This is a genomic window from Micromonospora sp. CPCC 205561 (genome assembly GCF_036906775.1).
In the GTDB taxonomy this organism is placed as follows: domain Bacteria; phylum Actinomycetota; class Actinomycetes; order Mycobacteriales; family Micromonosporaceae; genus Micromonospora.
This window is the reverse complement of sequence record NZ_JBAKHV010000014.1, coordinates 59,534-76,711: the sequence shown is the minus strand read 5'-3', so window position 1 is coordinate 76,711 and position 17,178 is coordinate 59,534. Positions and strand designations below refer to the sequence as shown.

At 73.6% G+C, this 17,178-nt stretch carries 12 protein-coding genes; 5 read left to right on the top strand and 7 right to left on the bottom strand.

All coding sequences use genetic code 11. The features are described from left to right. Window positions 1-5 precede the first annotated feature (5 nt). The 4 genes from V6V16_RS10710 to V6V16_RS10695 form a co-directional block, all read right to left on the bottom strand. Window positions 6-1,304, bottom strand: a complete 1,299-nt coding sequence (locus V6V16_RS10710) for a lysine N(6)-hydroxylase/L-ornithine N(5)-oxygenase family protein (protein ID WP_334561757.1) — start codon at window positions 1,302-1,304, stop codon at window positions 6-8. Window positions 1,305-1,332: 28 nt separating this feature from the next. Beyond that, a complete protein-coding gene (locus tag V6V16_RS10705) occupies window positions 1,333-2,889 on the bottom strand; it encodes a pyridoxal phosphate-dependent decarboxylase family protein (RefSeq protein WP_334561755.1) in 1,557 nt (518 codons plus the stop codon). A gap of 145 nt (window positions 2,890-3,034) precedes the next feature. Beyond that, window positions 3,035-4,276: an MFS transporter gene (locus V6V16_RS10700; RefSeq protein WP_334561753.1), complete on the bottom strand. Its 1,242-nt coding sequence runs from the start codon at window positions 4,274-4,276 to the stop codon at window positions 3,035-3,037. Further along, window positions 4,273-4,983, bottom strand: a complete 711-nt coding sequence (locus V6V16_RS10695) for a siderophore-interacting protein (protein WP_334561752.1) — start codon at window positions 4,981-4,983, stop codon at window positions 4,273-4,275. Before V6V16_RS10695 ends, V6V16_RS10700 begins: the two co-directional genes overlap by 4 nt. A 98-nt stretch (window positions 4,984-5,081) precedes the next feature. On the opposite strand from V6V16_RS10695, the gene V6V16_RS10690 reads away from it, so the two are divergent. Together V6V16_RS10690 and V6V16_RS10685 are read left to right on the top strand one after the other, a co-directional pair. After that, complete coding sequence (locus V6V16_RS10690) at window positions 5,082-7,145, top strand: penicillin acylase family protein (RefSeq protein WP_334561751.1); 2,064 nt, start codon at window positions 5,082-5,084, stop codon at window positions 7,143-7,145. Further along, window positions 7,142-7,702, top strand: coding sequence for a GNAT family N-acetyltransferase (locus V6V16_RS10685; RefSeq protein ID WP_334561749.1), 561 nt, complete (start codon window positions 7,142-7,144; stop codon window positions 7,700-7,702). The genes V6V16_RS10690 and V6V16_RS10685 overlap by 4 nt, the downstream gene beginning before the upstream one ends. A 79-nt stretch (window positions 7,703-7,781) precedes the next feature. Here V6V16_RS10685 and V6V16_RS10680 read toward each other — a convergent pair whose 3' ends face one another. Then, complete coding sequence (locus tag V6V16_RS10680; protein ID WP_334561747.1) at window positions 7,782-9,254, bottom strand: cellulase family glycosylhydrolase; 1,473 nt, start codon at window positions 9,252-9,254, stop codon at window positions 7,782-7,784. 335 nt (window positions 9,255-9,589) lie between these two features. Next, window positions 9,590-10,828 (bottom strand): S8 family peptidase, encoded by a 1,239-nt coding sequence (locus V6V16_RS10675; protein WP_334561745.1) that lies wholly within the window; start codon window positions 10,826-10,828, stop codon window positions 9,590-9,592. 268 nt (window positions 10,829-11,096) lie between these two features. On the opposite strand from V6V16_RS10675, the gene V6V16_RS10670 reads away from it, so the two are divergent. After that, complete coding sequence (locus V6V16_RS10670; protein ID WP_334561743.1) at window positions 11,097-12,206, top strand: cellulose binding domain-containing protein; 1,110 nt, start codon at window positions 11,097-11,099, stop codon at window positions 12,204-12,206. Window positions 12,207-12,725: 519 nt separating this feature from the next. After that, window positions 12,726-13,589 (top strand): hypothetical protein, encoded by an 864-nt coding sequence (locus V6V16_RS10665; protein WP_334561741.1) that lies wholly within the window; start codon window positions 12,726-12,728, stop codon window positions 13,587-13,589. Window positions 13,590-13,665: 76 nt separating this feature from the next. Here V6V16_RS10665 and V6V16_RS10660 read toward each other — a convergent pair whose 3' ends face one another. After that, window positions 13,666-16,572, bottom strand: coding sequence for an AfsR/SARP family transcriptional regulator (locus V6V16_RS10660; RefSeq protein ID WP_334561781.1), 2,907 nt, complete (start codon window positions 16,570-16,572; stop codon window positions 13,666-13,668). A 289-nt stretch (window positions 16,573-16,861) separates the two neighbouring features. On the opposite strand from V6V16_RS10660, the gene V6V16_RS10655 reads away from it, so the two are divergent. After that, on the top strand, window positions 16,862-17,098 hold the full coding sequence (locus V6V16_RS10655) for a hypothetical protein (RefSeq protein WP_334561740.1): 237 nt from the start codon (window positions 16,862-16,864) through the stop codon (window positions 17,096-17,098). Window positions 17,099-17,178: the final 80 nt, after the last annotated feature.

The window sequence follows — 17,178 nt, the reverse complement described above, 5'->3', positions numbered from 1 at the left end:
CTCGGTCACGACGCGGCCCCGGCCGGGACGCCGAACTCCTGGAAGGCGATGCGCTTCTCGATCGGGTAGTGCTCGCGGCCCAGCAGCTCGCGGATGATCCACGAGTTGCGGTACGGGCCCATGCCCAGGTCCGGCGAGGTGATGCTGTGCGTGTGGGTGCCGGCGTTCTGCAGGAAGATGCCCCGGCCGGTGTGGTCGATGCTGTAGTTGCGGGCCACGTCGAAGCGGCCGTGCTCGTCCCAGCGGATCCGGTCGCGTACCGGCTCCAGGAACTCCGGGACCTGGTAGTGGTAGCCGGTGGCCAGCACGAGCCCCTCGGTGTCCAGGGTGAAGTCGCGCTCCTGCTCGACGTTGCGCAGCCCCAGCGTGTACGTGCCGCTCGCCTCGTCGTGGGCGGCGCTGGTCAGGGCGGTGTTGGTCAGCAGGCGGGTGTCCACCGGCCCGCCGATGCTCTTGGCGTAGAGCAGGTCGTAGATGTCGTTGATCAGATCGGCGTTGATGCCCTTGAAGAGCCCTTTCTGCTCGGACTCCAGCCGGTAGCGGGTGGTCTCCGGCAGGGCGTGGAAGTAGTCCACGTAGTCCGGCGAGGTGATCTCGAGGGTGAGCTTGGTGTACTCGAGCGGGAAGAAGCGGGGCGAGCGGGTGACCCAGTTCAGCTGGTAGCCGCAGGTGTCGACGTCGCCGAGCAGGTCGTGGTAGATCTCGGCCGCGCTCTGCCCGCTGCCGACCACCGTGATGCTCCGCTTCGCGCGCAGCGCGGCCCGGTTGGCGAGGTACTGGGAGTTGTGGATGGCGTCGCCGCCGAGGCCCCGGCAGGCGGGGGGCAGGTGCGGCGGGGTGCCGGTGCCGAGCACGAGGTGCCGGGCCCGGTAGGTGACCGACTCCCCCGTGGCCGTCAGCGTCGCCCGCACCGTGTAGTGCTCGTCGGCCGGGTCGAACCCGACGGCGGTGACCCGCTGGCCGAAGCGGACACCGCGCAGCCTGCCGGCGGCCCAGCGGCAGTAGTCGTCGTACTCGCTGCGCAGCGGGAAGAAGCTCTCCCGGATGTAGAACGGGTAGAGCCGTCCGGACTCCTTCAGGTAGCTGAGGAAGGAGTACGGGGAGGTGGGGTCGGCGAGGGTGACCAGGTCGGCGATGAACGGGGTCTGCAACCGGGTCGACTCCAGCAGCATCCCGGGATGCCAGCTGAAGCTGTCCCGCGCCTCGAGGAAGAGGCCGTCGAGGTCGTCGATCGGCTCGGTCAGGCACGCGAGGCCCAGGTTGTACGGGCCCAGCCCGACGGCGATGAAGTCGTGCGTCGACATGTGGTTCTCCAGAGCGAGGGGCGGATCGTCAGCCGACGGGGCAGGACAACTCGGCGGTGGCCCTGGTCTGCGCGTACCACGCGGCGTGTTCGGCGATGAGGTCGAGCACGTGGGCGATGTCGTCCAGCGTGGTCTCGGGGTTGAGCAGGGTGAACTTGAGGTAGTGCGCGCCGTCGACCTTGGTCCCGGCGACGAGCCCGGCGCCGGACGCCGCCAGCGCCTCCCGGGCGTAAAGGTTGGCGTCGTCGACGACGCCCCGGCCGGCGCCGGGCGGCAGGTAGCGGAAGACCACGGTGCTCAGCTGCGAGCGGGTCACCACCTCGAAACGCGGGTCGTCGGTGAGCAGCTTCCAGGCTTCGGCGGCGCGGTCCACCACCTCGTCGAAGAGCGCGCCGATCGCGTCCGGCCCCATGATGCGCAGGGTCAGCCAGAGCTTCAGCGCGTCGAAGCGGCGGGTGGTCTGGATGCTCTTGTCGACCTGGTTGGGGATGCGCTGCTCGACCATCCGGGCCGGGTTGAGGTAGTCGGCGTGCCAGGTGGCGTGCCGCAGCGACCGCCGGTCGCGCACCAGCAGGGCGCTGGAGCTGACCGGCTGGAAGAAGGACTTGTGGTAGTCGACGGTGACCGAGTCGGCCCGTTCGATGCCGTGGAGCAGGTGCCGGCGGGTCGGCGACACCAGCAGCCCGCAGCCGTACGCCGCGTCCACGTGCAGCCAGACGCCGGCGGCGGTGCAGATGTCGGCGATCTGCGGCAGCGGGTCGATCGTGCCGAAGTCGGTGGTGCCGGCGGTGGCGACCACCGCCATCACCACCAGTCCCTCCGCCCGGCACCGGTCGATCTCCCGGGCCAGCTCGGTGGTCCGCATCCGCCGCTCGGCGTCGGTGGGCACGGTGACCACGGCGTCCGCGCCGAGTCCGAGCAGCTTGGCCGCCTTCTGCACGCTGAAGTGCCCGGCCGCCGAGGTGATGATGCGCAACCGGGAGAACAGCTCCGGGCGTGACGGCCGCTCGGTCGCCCGGCCGACCAGGCTCGCGCAGGTCTCCTCGCGGGCCAGCAGCATCGCCTGGAGGTTGGACTGGGTGCCGCCGCTGGTGAAGACGCCGTCGGCGGCCGGACCGAGGCCGATCCGGTCGGTGGTCCAGTCGATCAGCCGGCGCTCGATCAGCGTGCCCCCGGCGCTCTGGTCCCAGGTGTCCAGCGACGAGTTGACGGCGCTGAGCACCGCCTCGCCGAGCAACGCCGGGATCACCACCGGGCAGTTGAGGTGCGCCAGGTAGCGGGGGTGGTGGAAGTAGACGGCGTCGCGCAGGTAGACGTCGTGCAGCTCGTCGAGCGCCGCGCCGGCCTCCCCCAGCGGCCGGTCCAGGTCGATGCCCGCGATCCGCGGCGCCAGCTCGTCCGGCGTCACACCCGTGAACGGCCGGTCCGCGCTCAAGACCCGGGCGGCCACCCGGTCGATGCCGTCGGCCAGCACGCGCCGATAGTCCTCGATCGAACCGGCGTTGAACAGGTGGGCGCGGGCGCCGTCGGACCCGGGGGTCACCCCGGTCGAAGGCGCCTGGACGGTGGATCCGGGCAGGCTCATACGGGTCCTCAACGTTCGGGGATGGACGGTGGGCGGCGACGGGACGTCGGACGTCACTCTCCGCCCGCAATCCGGTTCTGTGCGCAAGTTAGGGTACCCTAACCTAAGCTTGTGTCAAAGTTGTTGCGCGTTTCGCGGGTGCCGCTCAGCCCGGCACCGGCGCCAGCGGCCGCCCCTCGGGCGCCACTTCGGACGGGCGGCGGAACCGCCGCTGGTGCCCGACGCCCAGCGCCACGCCGGCCGCCACCAGGACCACGGAGGCCACCGCGACCGCCGGGTAGCCGACCAGGTCGGCGGCGGCCAGCGCGATGGAGGCGGCGACGAAGGAGCAGACCAGGCCGAACGACGACAGCACCGTGAAGTCCGTGCCGCCGGTGCCGGGGCGCGAGTAGTCCATGTTGACCGTGTAGAGCACGACGTTGGCGACGGTGTACGCGGCCATGAAGCAGCAGAGCGCCGCGACCGTCCCGCCCAGCGGGGCCCGGCCGTTCATCAGCGGCAGCAGCATCGCCGTGGACAGCCCGAGGGCCACGCCGCCGGCGACGAGCACGCCGCCGCGCCCGAAGCGGCCGACCGCGGCGCCGCCGACCAGGCCGGCCACGATCGCCGGCAGGCTGGTCACCACGCCGGTCACCACGCCGACGCGTCCCAGCGACCAGCCCGCGTCGACCAGGGCCGGCGTCACCAGGGCGTACGTCGCCCCGGCTCCGATGTAGACCAGCGGCACCACCCCGAAGGTCCATCGGCGGCAGCCGGGCTGGCCGAGCACGGAGAGCAGCGCCCGGTACGCCTGGCCGGCGCTGACGACGCGGTCCGTGCGGGCGGGCTCCCGGAACCGCCACACGACCAGCAGGCCGACGGCGGTCAGCCCGGCGAGCAGCAGGACGGCCGGCACCCAGCCGAACCGGTCGTAGACCACGACGCAGGCGCCGCCGCCGAGCAGGTTGCCGACGTAGCTCGCGGCGACCTGGATACCGTTGCCGGTCCCCCGGGACCGCTCGGAGAGCAGCCGGACGGCGACGGCGTCGACGGCGATGTCCTGCGTCGCCGAGAGGAAGACGTACGCGACGCAGATCGCGACGACCGGGCCGAGCTGCGCGGCCGGGCGGTCGAACGGCAGCAGCGCCAGCAGGGCCAGCACCAGCCCGCCCTGGAGCACCAGCAGCCAGGACCGGTAGTGGCCCCGGCGGCGCGAGCCGTACCGGTCGAGGATCGGCGCCCAGAGGAACTTGATCGGCCAGACCAGGCCGACGAACTGCAGCAGCGCGAGCGTGTCCAGGGAGGTGCCGCCGTCGCGCAGGATGGCGGTCAGCCCGACGGTGATGAAGCCGATGCCGAGGTACTGGGTGACGTAGAGCGCGGCGAGCGTGCCCAGCCGACCCCTCACCGGGCGCTCCAGTAGGCCAGCGAGGTGAGCTGGTGCTTGCCGACGCCCAGGTTCCGCCGCACGTGCTTGGTGATGCCCCGGGTGCTGGCCGCCTCGCAGGCCACCCAGTAGTGGGCGTCCCTGGCGGCGGGCAGGGCCGCGCAGACGGTCTCGACCAGGTGCCTGCCGTCGTCGCGGCGCGGCACCCAGTTCACGTCGTGCGGCCCCTGGGTGCGCGGCGCCAGCGCCTTCTCGCCCTCGTGGGCGTACTCCAGCCAGACCGTCGCCGGGACGTCGGGAGCCGAGGCGAGCAGGCTGTTCACCGCCGGGAGCGAGGCCGCGTCGCCGACCAGGTAGAGGTGGCGCGGAGCGGGGTCGGGCAGGCTGAACGCGGTGCCCTGCACGGTGGCCTCGATGGTGTCGCCGACCTGCGCGGCGGCGGCCCAGCGGGCGGCGCACCCGTCGTGGATGGCGAACTCCAGGTCGAACCGGCCGGTCGCCGGGTCGGGGTCGACCAGGGTGTACGCGCGCTGGTGCGGCTTGCCGTCGTTGTCGAACCAGAGCCGCGCCCACATGGTCGGGTGCACGCCGCACGCCTCCAGCAGCCCGCCGCCGTCCATGCGCAGCCGGCGGTAGTGCTCGCCGACGGACTCGGTGCCGAGCACGGTGAGCCGGAACTCGCGGCCGCCCATCGCCTTCAGCACCAGCGCTTCCCAGTTTCGCTTCACGCACCCCTCCAGGTAAGGTCTGCCTCAGTTAGGGGAGGGTAGCCTAAGTTGACATTCCTGTGGCAGTGGGGCCGTCCGTCTCTGCACCGGGGCACGCGATGACCGGCGTCTATCGCGACCGGTGGGGCATTCCGCACCTGCGCGCCGACAGCGTCGACGGGCTCGCCCGGTTGCAGGGACGCGTCGCCGCCGTCGACCGGGCCTGGCAGATCGAGGTCGAGCGGTGGCGTTCGGAGGGCCGGCTGGCCGAGCACGTCGGCCCCGCCGAGCTGGGCTGGGACCGGTTCGCCCGTCGGGCCCGGCTCGACGACACCGCCCGGCGCTGCTTCGAGCGGCTCGCCCCCGCCACCCGGCGCTGGGTCGGCTCCTACGTGGACGGCGTCAACGAGGGGCTCGCCGGGGGCGCCGCCGCGGCGCCCGAGTTCGCGGCCGCCGGCTGCGCCCCGGGCCGCTGGCGGCCGTGGTCGCCCCTGGGCGTCTTCCTCGTCCAGCACGTGCTCTTCTCCACCTTTCCCAACAAGCTGTGGCACGCCCACGTCGCGGCCACCCTCGGCCCGGCGGCGACCGACCTGTTCGCCGTCGAGGGCCCGGGCGGATCGGGCAGCAACGCCTGGGCGACGCCCGGCGACCCGGCCGCCGGTCGGCCACCGGTCGTCGCCGGCGACCCGCACCGCATCCTCGAACTGCCCGGCATCTACCACCAGGTGCGCCTGGCCTGCCCGGAGTTCGACGTGCTCGGCTTCGCGTTTCCCGGGGTCCCCGGCCTCCCCCACTTCGGGCACGCGGGCGAGGTGGCCTGGGCGGTCACCAACGCGATGGCCGACTACCAGGACCTCTACCGCGAGCAGCTGCGCCGCGACGGCGACCGGGTGCTGGTCCGCGACGCGGACGGTTGGACACCGGCGCACCGGCACGTCGAGCGGATCGAGGTCCGCGGCGGCGAGCCGGAGTCCGTCGAGGTGATCGAGACGCCGCGCGGCCCCGTCGTCGACCACGACCGCGGCACCGGCGAGGCGATAGCCCTGCGCACCCCCAGCCGGGTGGAGGGGCGCCTCGGCTTCGACGCGCTGCTGCCGCTGCTGCGCGCCAGGAGCGCCGACGACGTCGCCGACGCGCTGCGGGACTGGGTCGAGCCGGTCAACAGCGTCCTCGTCGCCGACCGGCACGGCGGGGCGCACCAGCTGGTCGCCGGGCTCGTCCCGCTCCGCGACGACCGGTGCCGGCGGGAACCGGTGCCCGGCTGGGAGCCACGATACGGGTGGCACGGCTACGCCGCACCGCGCCGCACCGCCGTCGACGGGCCCGCGGTCTGCGCCAACGACCGCCGCCCCGACGTGGCGGACCTCGGCGTCGACTTCGCCCCGCCGCACCGCGCCCGCCGCATCCGTGCCCTGCTCGCCGACGGCGCCGAGGCGGAGACCGTACACATGGACACCCGGCTGGAGGCCGGCGCCCTGCGCGCGGTGCTCGACCGGCTCGACCCCGACGGCCTCAGCGCACCGGCCCGGCGCCTGCGCGACCGGCTGACCGCGTGGGACGGACGGATGGCCGCCGAGAGCGCGGACGCCGGCGCCTACGCCGCCTGGCGGGCGGCCCTCGCCCGCCGGCTGCACGAGCACCCGGCCCTGCGCCCACTGCGCGCCCCGGGCGCGTTCGACGAGCTGTTCGCGCCGTGGACCAACCCGACGGCGCGTGTCGGGCACGCCCTGGACGGGGTGGCCACCGGCCTGCACCGCCTCGGCGGGGAGATCGCCCCGGTGGCCGTCGGCGCCCTGGAGGACGTCGCGGCCGGCGACCCGCCCGGGCCGTGGGGACGGCGGCACGTGCTGCACCCGGTCCATCTTCCGGTGGCACCGGAGGTCGCCGAGGCGGTACGGGCCATGCGGTCGCGGGTCGCGCTGGCCGGTGACACCGACTGCGTGCTGGCCACGTCGAGCGTCCCGGGGGTCTCCGACGCCTGCTGGCGCGGCCCGGTGGCCCGCTACGTGTGGCACCTCGGTGACCGCGCGAGGAGCCGGTGGATCGTCCCCTTCGGCGCCTCCGGGCGCCCCGGCGACCCGCACTTCGACGACCAACTGCCACTGTGGGCCCGCGGCGAGCTGATCCCGGTGGTCACCGACTGGCGAGAACTGAACCGAGAACCAGGAGACGAGACACCGTGACATACCAGGAGAAGATTTCCGACCTCGGCGAGCTCTCGCTCGTCGTGCTCGACCCGGAGGCGCACGCGGAACTGGTGCACGGCTGGGTGACCGAGCCGCGCGCGGCGTTCTGGGGCATGGGCTCGTACTCCGTGCAGGAGGTGCGGGACATCTACCGCTTCGTCGACGGGCTGGCCACCCACCACGCCTACCTGATCCTGCTCGACGACGCGCCCATCGGGCTGTTCCAGACCTACCAGCCGGAGGCGGACCCGGTCGGCGAGTGCTACGTCGTCCAGCCCGGTGACGTCGGGATGCACCTGCTGCTCTCCCCCGGCAGGAACCCGCCCCGGAACCTGACCACCACCATCGGTCCCACCCTCGCCCGTTTCCTGTTCAGCGACCCCACCCGGCAGCGGATCGTCGTCGAACCGGACGTCCGCAACCAGCGCGCGCTGCAACGGCTGGAGCGGGAGGGCTTCACCTTCGGCGACGAGATCGACCTGCCCGACAAGCGGGCCCGGCTGGCGTTCCTGACCCGGGACCGGTTCGAGTCCGACCACCGCGTGCCGGCGTGACGACCGCGCTCGCCGGTGCGGGACCGGGCCGGCACGCGACGAGGCCCCGCCGGACGCCGGCGGGGCCTCGCGCGGTCGGTCAGGAGGTGGGGAAGTTGTCCGGGGTACGGATGCGCTCCCGCATGAAGGCGCCCGACTGGGTGAGCACGGCCGGGCCGGCGTAGGTGCTGCCGGCGCAGGTGCCCGGCCGCAGCGCGGCGCTGCCCTCGGCCTTGTCGGAGAACGTCCAGTTCGCGTAGCTGATCTTCAGGCGGTCCAGCAGGTCGAGCCAGGCGGCGCTGCTGGCGAGGTCGACCCCGCCGTCGCCGGTGTAGTCCACGGTGCCGAACTCGGTGACGAACAGCGGCAGCCGGGCGGCCGCCCGCTCCACCTCGGCCCGGTAGTTGTCCCGGTGGGACGCGGCGTAGAAGTGGAACGTGTACATGACGTTCGTCGCGTTCACCGGGTTGTTGATGATTTCGTTGGCGTTGGAGCCTTCGGAGACCCCCAGCGAGGACCAGCCGCGGGTGCCGACCACGACCACCGCGTCCGGGTCGTTGGCGCGGATGACCGGGATGACCTGCTCCGCGTAGCTCTTGATGGTCGCCCAGCCGACGCCGTTGGGCTCGTTGGCGATCTCGTAGATGACGTTCTTCTTGGCGGCGTTGCGGGCGGAGACCGCCGCGAAGAAGGTCTTGGCCCGCTCGAGGTTGTACATCGGGTCACCCGGGGTCAGGGTGTGGAAGTCGATCAGCGCGTACATGCCCCGCTGCTCGGCCTCGTCGACCAGCGCGTTGACCCGGTTGGTGAAGCCGGCCGGGTCGGTCTCGTAGCCGTCCTCCTGCACGTACATCGCGATGCGCAGCAGGTCGGCCCGCCAGTCGTCGGCGAGCGCGTCGAGGGACGCGTCGTTGTAGCACCGGGCGAACCACTGGATGCCGTGGGTGCTCATGCCGCGCAGCTGGATCGGCCGGCCGTACTGGTTGCACAGGTTGGCCCCGCACACCCGCAGCTGACCGTTGATTGCGACCGGCGTCTGGCCGCCCGGCGGCGGGGTGGTCGGCGGCGGGGTCGTGGGGGGCGGCGTGGTCGGGGGCGGGGTCGTGGGGGGCGCGGTGGTGGGGGGCGGCGCGGTGGTCGGCGTGGTCGCGCCGGTGCAGGCGGTGCCGTTGAGGGTGAACGCCGTCGGGGCCGGGTTGGCGCCGGTCCAGGTGCCGTTGAACCCGATGCTGGTCGACGCGCCGGTGGCCAGCGCGCCGTTCCAGCTCACGTTGCGGGCGGTGACGGCGGCGCCGCTCTGGCTCCAGGTCGCCGACCAGCCCTGGCCGACCCGCTGGCCGGCGTCGGGGAAGGTGAAGCCGAGCGTCCACCCGTCGACGGCGTCGCCCAGATTCTTGATCGTCACGTTGGCCGTGAAGCCACCCGACCAGGTGCTGGTGGTGTAGGTGACGGCGCAACCGGTGGCGGCCTGGGCGTCGGCGGCGGGGACCGCGGCCGACGCCGCGACGGTCAGCGCGCCGACCGCGCCGGCCATCACGAGGTTGCGCCGGGACAGGCGCGGTAGCAGTTTCATGCGGGTGCCTTCGCTTCCGATCGGTGGTGGGGGTGGTGCCGCCCGGCCGGGAGGTGGCGGGGGACGCCGGTCCCGCCGGACGGACGGTGGTGTCCGGCCGGGAGGGGCGGCGCTCACGCGCAGCCGCCGACGCCGCAGCGGGCCGGCCGGAAAGCCCTTCGCGGGAAACGCCCTGCCCAGACACCCGGGAGCGCTCCCATGACCGGCAGCTTAGGCGGATCGGAACGTCCCCGCAACATGGAGACACGTCGAAGCCTGCCGTCGCGGTCGCGCCACGACGGGCACCGGCCCCGAGGCGGTGTACGCCTCGGGGCCGGTGCGACGGACGCGGTCGGTCAGAAGGTGGGGGCGAGGTAGAGCAGGCGGTTCGGCGAGCCGGTGCCGGGGTTGGTGATCACGTTCGGCGTGGCCTGGCCGACCAGGTACGAGTGCACCTGGGCCGGCGTCCAGCCCGGGTTGACGCTGAGCACCCGGGCGGCAGCGCCCGCCACGTGCGGCGAGGCCATCGAGGTGCCGCTGATGGAGCTGGTCGCGGTGTCGCTGGTGGACCAGGCCGAGAGCACACCCACGCCGGGCGCGAAGATGTCGGTGCAGGTGCCCCAGTTGGAGAACGACGCCCTGGCGTCGTTGCTCTGCGACGCGTTGACGGTCAGCGCGGTCGGGACGGAGGCCGGCGAGAAGTTGCAGGCGTTGGCGTTCGAGTTGCCGGAGGCCACGGCGTAGCTGATGCCGTCGGCGATCGAGTTCGCCACGGCGCTGTTCAGGGCGCTGTTGGTGGAACCGCCGAGGCTCATGTTGGCCACGGCCGGCTGGCCCGCCTGGTGGTTGGAGGTCACCCAGTTGATGCCGGCGATGACCTGCGCCCAGCTGCCGCTGCCCTGGCAGTTCAGCACGCGGACGGCCACCAGCCGGACGTCCTTCGCGACACCGTAGGTGTTGCCGCCGACGGTGCCCGCGACGTGGGTGCCGTGGCCGTTGCAGTCGGCAGCCGGCAGGGCGTTGTCGATCGCGTCGTAGCCGTCGACGGCCTGGCCGGCGAAGTCCACGTGCGTGGTCCGGATGCCGGTGTCGATGATGTACGCCGTCACGCCGGCGCCGGTGCTGGTGTAGCTGTAGGTGCGGCTGAGCGGGAGGGCGCGCTGGTCGATGCGGTCGAGGCCCCACGGCGGGTTGTTCTGGGTGGCCATGGTCGACACGGTGTGGTTCTGCTCCACGTAGTCGACGTCGGGGTGGGCGGCGAGCCGCTTGGCGGCCTGCTGCGACAGCTTCACCTCGAAGCCGTTGAGCGCGTCGCCGTAGACGTGACCCACGGCCCCGCCGTAGCGCGCGGCGAGGAAGCCGGCGGCGTTCCTCACCGCGGCCTGCCGGGTGCCGGCACGGCCGCCGACGCTGCTGTCCTTGAGTACCACGATGTAGCTGTCGGCCAGGGCGGTCGCGCCACCGGCGCTGCGGATCTCGCCGGTGGCCGGGGCAGCCGCCGCCGGTGCGCCGATCATGGTGGTGACCATGGCTGCGCTGGCGAACACGCTGGCCGCGGCGGCGAGGGTACGCCGGCGAGTGCGAGGGAGCGTCATCTCCCGGTCCTCCTACTGTGGTGGCCTGCGGGCGGCTCGTGGCCCACCCCGCGGGCGGTCTGGACGATGAGGAAACCTTAGCCGTCACATTCACACTCGTAAATTTTGTTGATGTTCACGATGTGAGGAAGATGTTGGGGATCGGGGCCGTGAATGCCTTGCGTGAACGGGCATTCCATTGAGATACGCCATCGTCTCTGGTTGACTGCCGGGGGAGCACCGGGCCGTCACACCACACACCTCGACCTGTGACAGGAGTTCCTCCACCATGCTCCGAAGGCCCCTGCTGCACGCCCTGCTCGCCGCGCTGGCGGCGATTCCCGTCGCCCTCGTCGCCGGGCCCGCCGCGCCCTCCCCCGCCCTGCCGGCCCTGCCGGCCGCCGCCGTGCGGGTCATGCCGCTGGGCGACTCGATCACCGGCTCGCCCGGCTGCTGGCGGTCCGTACTGTGGAACCGCCTCCAGTCCAGCGGGCACACCGACGTCGACTTCGTCGGCACCCTCGGCCCGCAGGGTTGCGGCCAGCCGCACGACGGCGACAACGAGGGACACGGCGGCTACCTGGTGACCAACGTGGCCAACCAGAACCTGCTGCCGGGCTGGCTCGCCGCCACCCGGCCCGACATCGTCCTGATGCACTTCGGCACCAACGACGTGTGGAGCAACATCGCGCCCGCGACCATCCTCGCCGCGTACGGCCGGCTGGTGGAGCAGATGCGGGCCGCCAACCCGGCGACGAAGGTGCTCGTCGCGAAGATCATCCCGATGGCGCCGGCCACCTGCGCCGAGTGCGGCCAGCGGGTGGTCGCGCTGAACGCCGCGATCGACGGCTGGGCGGCGGCCATCGGCACCGCCGCCTCGCCCGTGGTGGTGGTCGACCAGTGGACCGGCTTCAGCACGGCCACCGACACCTATGACGGGGTGCACCCGAACGCCTCCGGCGACCGGAAGATGGCCGACCGGTGGTACCCGGCGCTGACCGCCGCGCTCGGGGGCGTCACCCCCACCCCCACCGGCGGCCCCACGCCGCCACCGACCGGCACCCCCACGCCCACCGCCAGCGCCACGCCGCCTACCGCCGGCTGCACGGCCAGCTACCGGGTGGTGGGCCGGTGGCAGGGCGGCTTTCAGGGCGAGGTGACGGTCCGCAACCCCGGCACCGCCCCGATCGCCGGGTGGACCGTCCGCTTCGCCCTCCCCGACGGCCAGCGGATCAGCCAGTCCTGGAACGCCCGGCTCACCCAGAGCGGGGCGGAGGCGGTTGCGCGCAACACGGACTGGAACGGGTCCCTGGCACCCGGCGCCCAGGCCGCCTTCGGCTTCCTGGCCAACACCGCCGGCACCCCCGCCGAGCCGCCGGCGGGCTGCACGACCGACTGACCCACGCCACCCACCCCCGGCCGCCGGAACGCCCCGCAGGGCCGCGTCCCGAAGATGCGGGGCGGCCGGAGGACGCGGACGACGACCGGCGCCGCGAAGCGGCCACCGGCGGCGCGCGGCCGGACCCTGGACGCCTCACGGCGGCGTCCGGGCCCGGCCGGCGGCGAGCATGCGAGGGCGCCGGAGCGCCCCTTCCCCCGCCGGTGTCGCCCACGTCTCCGCCGGAACATGCATGATATTCGTCACAGTCGACCGCCCGCGACGTGTCGGCGGGTTCCCGGGGGCCCGACAACGGAATTCCCTTCCGGCGGCCCGGATTACGGCCCCCCGGCCGACCCGGAGCGCGGCACGGCCGGACACGTACGGACCCGTAACCTGCACCCGTTGTCACCGAAGCGCAGGCCCGCGCGCGGCGGCGGGCCGGAGCGGGACCGCCGCTCACCATCACGGTTTGCGGCGCTCACTACCCTGTTCGATGACCCCGTGCCTGGGCACACGTCGACAGCGATAGGGCTACACATGAGCGACAGTTACCCTCCGTACGGAGGGCAGCAGCCGGACCCGAACGTCACCCCTTGGAGCGGGCCGCCGGCCCCACAGCAGGGCGGGTACCCGGGATACGGGCCGCCGCAGGCGCCGCAGTTCGGCGCCCCTCTTCCCCCGCAGAAGAAGTCGAACAAGGGCCTGATCATCGGGCTGGCCGCCGGCGCGGTCGTCCTCGTGCTCGCCATCTGCGGCGCCGGCATCGGCTTCGTGCTCGTCAACGGTGACGACGAGCCGGACCCGGTCGCGTCCTCCAGCCCCAGCACCGACCCGGGCGGCGCCACCGGCACGCCGGGCACGGACACCTCCCCCACGCCCGGGCAGCAGCAGACGCAGGAGCCGAGCAACAACGCGGTGACGGCCCGCTACTCCAGCGACCTGTCCAACGTCTGCGAGGGTGGCCAGATCCTGAACGCGGCGCCCTACAACGGCCCGTCCGGTGCCAAGGCCTACACGTTCTCGAACAACCCCGACCGGCCGACCTACTGGTCCTCGAAGTCCGTCTCCTCGGACAAGCCCTACTACGCCAAGAGCGCCGACTTCACGACGGTGTCGGTGGTCGGCTGCCTGAAGTTCGTGGAGGGCAGCGAGGGCGCCCCGAAGAAGTGCCAGTACAAGGACAGCTCGCAGAAGCAGGTCGTCATCGACTACATCTCGTCGCGCTACACCCTGACCTTCTACGCCGCGAAGACCGCGGAGAAGATCGGCGACGGCGGCACCGTGAGCGCCCCGGCGGCCCGGTGCCCGAGCTTCATCTCGTACAACAAGACCACCATGAAGTCGTACGCGGCGCCGGACTCCGGCAGCATCGAGGCGGCCCTGGACAAGTTCCTGTCCTGAGCGGCACCGTCGACGGCGGGGAGGGACGGAGCTCCGTCCCTCCCCGCCGTCGTACCCGGGCGACGAGCGGGACGGCTCAGCACTCGCCGAAGTACTCGACGTACTGCGGCTCCCGGTAGCCCGGCAGCGATCCGAGCAGCTCCCGCGCCTCGCTCTCCAGTCTCGACGCGGCGCTCCGGTCGCCCGCCGCGCGGGTGGCGTGGCCGCGGGCCTGCCGCGCGACGGCCAGCAGGTAGCGGTCGCCGATCCGGGCGGCCGCCGTCTCCGCCTCGTCGGCGTCGCGGGCGGCGGCGGCGTGGTCGCCGAGCCGGAGGTGCGTCGCCGCGCGGGAGAGCAGGGCCTCGCAGCGCGACGGCAGGTCGCCGGAGCGGTCGGTGGCGACCAGCGCCTCGTCGAGGCAGTCGCGGGCCTCGGCCCACCGGCCGGTGCGGCAGAGCAGTTGGCCGCGCATGCTGAGCGCGGCGCCCTCCAGACCGACCGCCTCGATGTCGCGCGCGATCCGCAGCGCCTCCGCCACGTCCGCGAAGGCCTCCTTGTCGGCCCCCGCCGACAGGCGCGCCTGTGCGGAGTTGCTCAGGGTGGCGCCGATCATGAGGGGTCGCCCCGACTCGCGGCGCAGCGCGAGCGCCTCGTCGAGGTAGGCGAGCGCGCGCGGCACGTCGCCCATCCGGTGGCGCAGGTTGCCCAGCGCCTCCAGGCAGGTGGAGACCCGTTCGCGGTCCCCGAGGGACTCGAGCAGTTCGAGACAGCGCAGCAGGTCCGACTCGACGACCGACGGGGGCGCGGTGCCCTTGTTGAACGCCGCCCGGTAGAACAGCGCGGCGGTGTGTTCGAGCGTGAGGCCGAGCCGCTCGGTGGTGGCGGCGGCGCCGTCGACGAGGGTGAGGGCCTCCTGCAGGTAGCCGTGCCGGCGCAACGAGGCGAGACTCCCCCAGGCCAGCTCGGCGGCGAGCTTCGCGGTGCCGGCGGACGCGGTCGACGCCTGCTGGAAGACGGCCAGGATGTTCAGGTGCTCCTCGGCCAGCCACCGGACGGCCTGCGCGGGGGTCCGCGGCGGGTCCTGCCAGACGGGCCGCTCCCGGTTGTCGACGCCGGTCGGCGACCAGCCGGCGTTGGTCATCCGTTCGAGTTCCCGGGCGCCCTGTACGTACGTCTCCAGCAGCCGGCGCAGCGCGGCCTCCCGGTCGTCCGCCGACTCGTCCTCGGACCGTTCGACGGCGTAGAGCCGGACCAGGTCGTGGATGCCGTAGACGCCCGGCTCACGGGGCTCCACCAACCGCTCGTCGGCGAGCCGTTCCAGCACGCTCTCGGCACGGGCGGGCGACTCGCCCAGCAGCGCGGCGACGGCGCGGGCGGTGACGGCGGGCAACCGGCCGCTGCCGATCAGGCGGAAGGCGCGGGCGCAGAGCCGTCCCCGGGCGTCGCCGTCGCAGAGCGCGGCGTAGGTGAGCGCGATGGAGGGCCGGACGCTGAGGTCGTCGAACTCCAGCTCGCTCAGGCGCAGCCCGGGGTCGGCCAGCCGCTCGGCCAGGCGGGCGATCGGCCACTCCGGCCGGCTGGCCAGGCGGGCACCGACGATCCGGATCGCCAACGGCAGCAGGCCGCAGAGTTCCACCAGGCGGAGCGCCGCGTCCGGCTCGGCCGCCACCCGTGCGGTGCCGCACTCGCCCGCGAGCAGTCCGACCGCCTCCGCGCGGGACAGCAGTCCCACGGCGAGGTGCCGGCCGTTGGGCAGCGTCGCGAGCATCCGCCGGCTGGTGACCACGACCCCGCACGAGGGGTCGGCCGGTAGCAGGCCGCGGACCTGGGCGGCGTCCCGGGCGTTGTCGAGGACGACGAGTACGCCGCGCCCCGCGATCTGCGAGCGGTAGGCGACGGTGGCCTCGCCCGTGTCGGACGGCACGGCGTTGCCGGGCACCCCGAGCGCGCGCAGGAAGCGGCCGAGGACGTCCAGGGGCCGCAGCGGCGGCAGGTCGGCGTCCGCGCCCTGCAGGTCCACGTAGAGGGTGCCGCCGGGGTACCGGTCGGCGAGCTGGTGGGCCAGCCGCACGGCCAGCGCCGACTTGCCGGCCCCACCCGGGCCGTGCAACGCCACGACCGGGCTCGTCGTGGACTGGTCGAGCCAGCCGCGTACGGCATCGATCTCGGCCCGGCGGCCGACGAAGGTGTCGACGGCCGGCGGCAGCCCGCGCACCACGATTCGCGCGGGTGGCGGTCGCTGCGGCTCGCCCGCGAGGTGCGGGCTGTGGTCGAGGATGTCGCGGTAGAGCGCCTCCAGCCAGGGGCTGGGATCGATGCCGAGCTGCTCGGCGAGCACCCGCCGGGCGCGCAGGTACGCCTCCACCGCGCCGGCGACGTCACCGGTGCGGTAGAGCGCGGTCATCAGCTGACCCCAGCCGCGCTGCCGCAGCGGGTGGTTCTCGACGTGCTCGCGCAGCCGCCCGACCAGGTCGGCGGAGGCACCCAGGTCGAGCCTGGCCTGGACGTGCTCCTCCTCGATCATCAGCCGCTGCTCGTGCAGGCGGGTCAGGCGCACGGCGATCGTGCGGGGCAGCGGCAGTCCGGCCAGCGGCGAGTCGCGCCAGAGGGTGAGCGCGTGGGCGAGGCTCGCCTCGGCCTGCCGCAGCTCGCCCCGGGCACGCGCGTCGCGGCCCTGCTGGGCGGCCTCCTCGAACTCGTCGAGGTCGCGCTCGCCCGGGTGCACCTCCAGCAGGTAGCCGCCGGTGCCCGTGTGCAGCCGGCTCGCGCCGCCCGACGGGTCGCGCAGGGCCTGACGCAGCCCGTGGGCGTACGTCCTGAGATTCGCCGCCGCGGACGCCGGCCGGGGCTCGTCCCAGAGCATCTCGGCGAGGTGTTCGGTGGGCAGCACCTCGTTCGGGTGCAGCAGCAGGGTGGCGCAGAGCAGTCGTTGCTTCACCGTGCCGAGCGACACGGGCCGGCCGTCGACCCACACCTCGAGCGGCCCCAGGAGCTGGAAACGCATGGCGGCCACCCGGGCTTTCTACCACAGCTGCGCGGGCGTACCCATCGTCGCGTCGCTGCTTCCCGACAGGCGACGCCGGCGCCCTCCCCTACGTCACCACGCGTGACGTCTGCGCCGCGGTGACCGCGCCCCCGCGGCCCGCCGGGAGGCCGCCCGACCGACCGCGCGACAGCCATCGACCGCTTTCAGCACAGCTCGGGCGGTGTGACCGGCTCGTGACGGGGACGGTATTGACCAGGCCCCCCGGCTCGATCACGCTCGCATCCGACAGACAACCCAGGGAGGTCACATGCGGACGGTAGTCGACGGTCGCCCCGGCACGCGGCTCCTCGTATCGGGCGCGCTGCTGCTCCTCGCGTTCGGCGCGCCGGCACTCGGCGGCTCTTCCGCCGGCGGCTCCGGCGACCGCGTCGCGGCCGGGATCTCGCCCGTCGAGGGCGGCCTCGTCCTGCCGCCCCTGTCGGGCTGCCGCCAGAGTCAGAAGCCGCAGCTGTGGGACAACATCTTCCCCGCCTGCAACGAGTGACCACGGGCGGCGGCGCCGGCTGAGCCGACTCTCGCCACCGGTGTCGTCGACGGCGTGGCGCCGCCGCCGGAGGCGCCGGA